The organism is Microbacterium sp., from assembly GCF_049661145.1.
In the GTDB taxonomy this organism is placed as follows: Bacteria; Actinomycetota; Actinomycetes; order Actinomycetales; family Microbacteriaceae; genus Microbacterium.
Map to the genome: position 1 here is coordinate 1 of NZ_JBASZT010000316.1, position 3401 is coordinate 3401.

Annotated in this window: 4 protein-coding genes; all 4 read left to right on the plus strand. The window is 71.6% G+C overall.

Going from position 1 to position 3401, the window contains the following annotated elements; all coding sequences use genetic code 11:
• A partial coding sequence (locus tag WBP48_RS13295; protein WP_424441189.1) for a RibD family protein occupies window positions 1–709 on the plus strand: 709 nt, incomplete at its 5' end.
• Between the two features lies 1 nt (window position 710).
• Window positions 711–1394: a riboflavin synthase gene (locus WBP48_RS13300; protein ID WP_424441191.1), complete on the plus strand. Its 684-nt coding sequence runs from the start codon at window positions 711–713 to the stop codon at window positions 1392–1394.
• Entirely contained in the window at window positions 1391–2704 is a 1314-nt protein-coding gene (gene ribA / locus WBP48_RS13305; protein ID WP_424441193.1) for a GTP cyclohydrolase II, read from the plus strand. Before WBP48_RS13300 ends, ribA begins: the two co-directional genes overlap by 4 nt.
• Window positions 2701–3180: a 6,7-dimethyl-8-ribityllumazine synthase gene (ribH, locus tag WBP48_RS13310; protein ID WP_424441195.1), complete on the plus strand. Its 480-nt coding sequence runs from the start codon at window positions 2701–2703 to the stop codon at window positions 3178–3180. The genes ribA and ribH overlap by 4 nt, the downstream gene beginning before the upstream one ends.
• Window positions 3181–3401 lie beyond the last annotated feature (221 nt).

A 3401-nucleotide genomic window follows, 5' to 3' on the forward strand; every position in this document is an offset into this window, starting at 1 on the left:
GCTCGACTCCTGGCTCACGGTGCAGCGACTCGGACGTCCGCACGTGACCGTCAAGTGGGCGCAGTCGCTCGACGGGCGCGCGGCGGCCGCCGACGGCACGAGCCAGTGGATCACCGGAACCGAAGCCCGGGCCGATGTGCACCGACGCCGCAGCGAAGCGGATGCCATCGTCGTCGGCACCGGAACGCTGCTCGCCGACGATCCGGCACTCACGGCGCGGCGGCCGGACGGTAGTTTGTACGAGCACCAGCCGATGCCCGTCGTGCTCGGCCAGCGCTGTATCCCCGACGATGCCGCGGTGCGACGGCATCCGCGCGCCGTGCTGCACCGTGACGGCGAGAACCTCGCGGGTGAGAGCCCGAACGAGCCGTCGGTGCTGGCCGAGCTGCGCGGACTCGGCGTGCAGCGCGTGTTCGTCGAGGGCGGGCCGACTATCGCCGCCGCATTCCTGCGGCTCGGTGTCGTCGACGAGCTGCTTGTCTACGTCGCGCCGACGCTGCTCGGCCGCGAGGGGGCGTCGGCCGTCGGATGGCTCGGCGTCGGCACCATCGCACAGCAGCGGCGGCTGACGGTGTCGAGCGTGGAGCGGCTCGGGGAGGATCTGCTGGTCGTTGCGGGTCTTGCCGGTGCGGATGATCTCGATACACCGCCGCTGCGCGGCGGCACTCGATCACCGGGGGCGGAAGCCTCGGGAGCGGAAGGAGCCTGACATGTTCACCGGAATCGTCGAAGAGCGCGGGGTGGTCACCGCCGTCGAGTCGTCGGGCGACGGCGTGCGACTCACCGTGCGCGCGCCCCTCGCCGTCAGTGACACGCACCAGGGCGACTCCATCGCGGTCAGCGGCGTGTGCCTCACCGTCGCAGCTCACGGCGAGGACTGGTTCACCGCCGACGTCATGCGCCAGACGCTCGACATGTCCACGCTCGGCGAGCTGGAAGCCGGCTCCCCGGTCAACCTCGAGCGCGCCGTCGCCGGTCACACGCGCCTGGGCGGTCACATCGTGCAGGGCCACGTCGACGGCACCGGCGTCGCGCTCGAGGTCCGACCCGGTGCGCAGTGGCGCGTCGTGCGCATCGGCCTGCCCGCCGACCTCGCCCCGCTCGTCGTCGACAAAGGGTCGATCACCGTCGACGGCGTCTCCCTCACCGTCAGCGCCGTCTCCCCCGCCGGCGACCCCGCACCGTGGTTCGAGGTGTCGCTCATCCCCGAGACGCTCGAGGTCACGACCCTCGGCGCCCGCACAGTCGGCGACGCGGTCAACCTCGAGACCGACATCCTGGCGCGTCACGTACAGCGGCTGCTGTCGTTCGTGGCGCGGGCCGCGCCCGAGCGCCAGCCCGCGCCCGGCGAGATCGCTTTCACCATCCCGAATCACGAAGGAGGCTCCCAATGAGCCCTTCCCCCAACCCCCTGGCGACGATCCCGCAGGCGCTCGACGCGCTGCGCGCCGGTCGGCCGGTCATCGTAGCCGACGATGAGAATCGCGAGAACGAAGGCGACATCATCCTCTCGGCCGAGCTCGCGACGCCCGAATGGCTCGCGTGGACCATCCGCTATTCGAGCGGGTTCCTCTGCGCCCCGATGCCCGCCGAATGGGCCGACCGCCTCGACCTGCCGCCGATGGTCGCGGTCAACGAGGACAGTCGCGGCACGGCGTACACCGTGAGCGTGGATGCCGCGGACCGCGTCTCCACCGGCATCAGCGCGACCGACCGCTCGCACACCCTCAATGTGCTGGCCGACCCGGCATCCACGCCGTCCTCGGTCATCCGGCCCGGACACGTCCTGCCGCTGCGTGCTGTGGATGGCGGCGTGCGCGAGCGCGCCGGGCACACCGAGGCGGGGGTCGAGCTGATGAAGCTCGCGGGCCTGCAGCCGGTCGCAGCGATCGGCGAGGTCGTCGCGGAGGACGGTTCGATGATGCGCCTGCCGGGATTGATCGAGATGGGCGAGCGTGAGGGTGTGCCGGTCATCACGATCGAGCAGCTCATCGCGCACCTCGACGGGGCACCGACCGCCGCTTCGAGCGCGCCGAGTCACGGCAGCCGACGTCGGGTGAGCCTGCGCGCCGAGGCCCAGGTGCCGACCTCGCACGGGTCGTTCCGTTTTCTCGCGTACAAGGACCGGATCACCGGCACCGACCACATCGCCGTCGTCTCGGGTGACCTTCGTTCCAGCGAGGCTCCGCTCGTGCGTGTGCACTCCGAGTGCCTCACCGGCGAGGCGTTCGGTTCCCTGAAGTGCGAATGCGGGCCGCAGCTGGACGCCGCCCTCGACGCGATCGCACAGGAGGGCGGCGTCGTCGTGTACATGCGTGGTCACGAGGGCCGCGGCATCGGGCTCATCAACAAGCTCCGCGCCTACAGCCTGCAGGAGCGCGGCCTCGACACCGTCGACGCGAACCTCGCGCTGGGCCTCCCGGCCGACGCACGCGACTACGCGGCGGCCGCCGGCATCCTCGCCGACCTTGGGGTCGAGCGGGTGCGACTGCTGACGAACAACACCGACAAGGTCACCCAGCTGCGCGAGCTCGGCCTCGACATCGTCGAGCAGGTGCCGCTGCTCGTGGGCGTCGGGGCGAACAATCACCAGTACCTCGCCACCAAGCGCGACCGCATGGGCCACCTCATCGGCACCGCGGAGCTCGAGGAGGCCCTCGCGCACGGCATCGGGCCCGGTGCCGGTCAGGAGGGGATCGCGTGAGCGGCCACGGCGCGCCGAAGACCGAACCGATCGACGCGACCGGCCTTCGCGTCGTCATCATCGCCGCCTCGTGGCACGACGTCATCATGGATGGGCTCATCGCCGGAGCGGAGCGTGTGCTCGATGCCTCGGGCGCCTCGTGGCGCCTCGAACGCGTGCCCGGCTCGTTCGAGCTGCCCGTCGCCGCGAAGGTCGCGTTGGATGCCGGGGCGGACGCCGTCGTCGCCCTTGGGGTGATCATCCGGGGCGGAACGCCGCACTTCGACTTCGTCTCGTCGGCGGCCACCGACGGGCTGACCCGGGTGGCGCTCGACACCGGAAAGCCCGTCGGGTTCGGCGTGCTGACCCTCGACGACGAGCAACAGGGCCTCGACCGCGCGGGCCTGCCCGGCTCGACCGAGGACAAGGGTGCCGAAGCCGCGGATGCCGCCCTCCGCACCGCGCTGCTGCTGCGCCGCTTGCGCCCGCGCGGCTGAGCCACGTGCGAGGCTGAGCCGCCTCCGCTCCTATCCGCGAGCGAGCTATCCGCGAGCTCTCCGCGAGCGAGCTATCCGCGAGCCGCTACGTTTCGACCCAGCCGCTATGATCCGACCGGTCGAAACATAGCGGCTCGGGCGAAAGGTAGCGGCTCGGTGGCGTTTCCGGGGCGGCGGGCGGCCGCGGCGGGTGGCGGCCGCGTTTCGACTCGCTCCGCGAC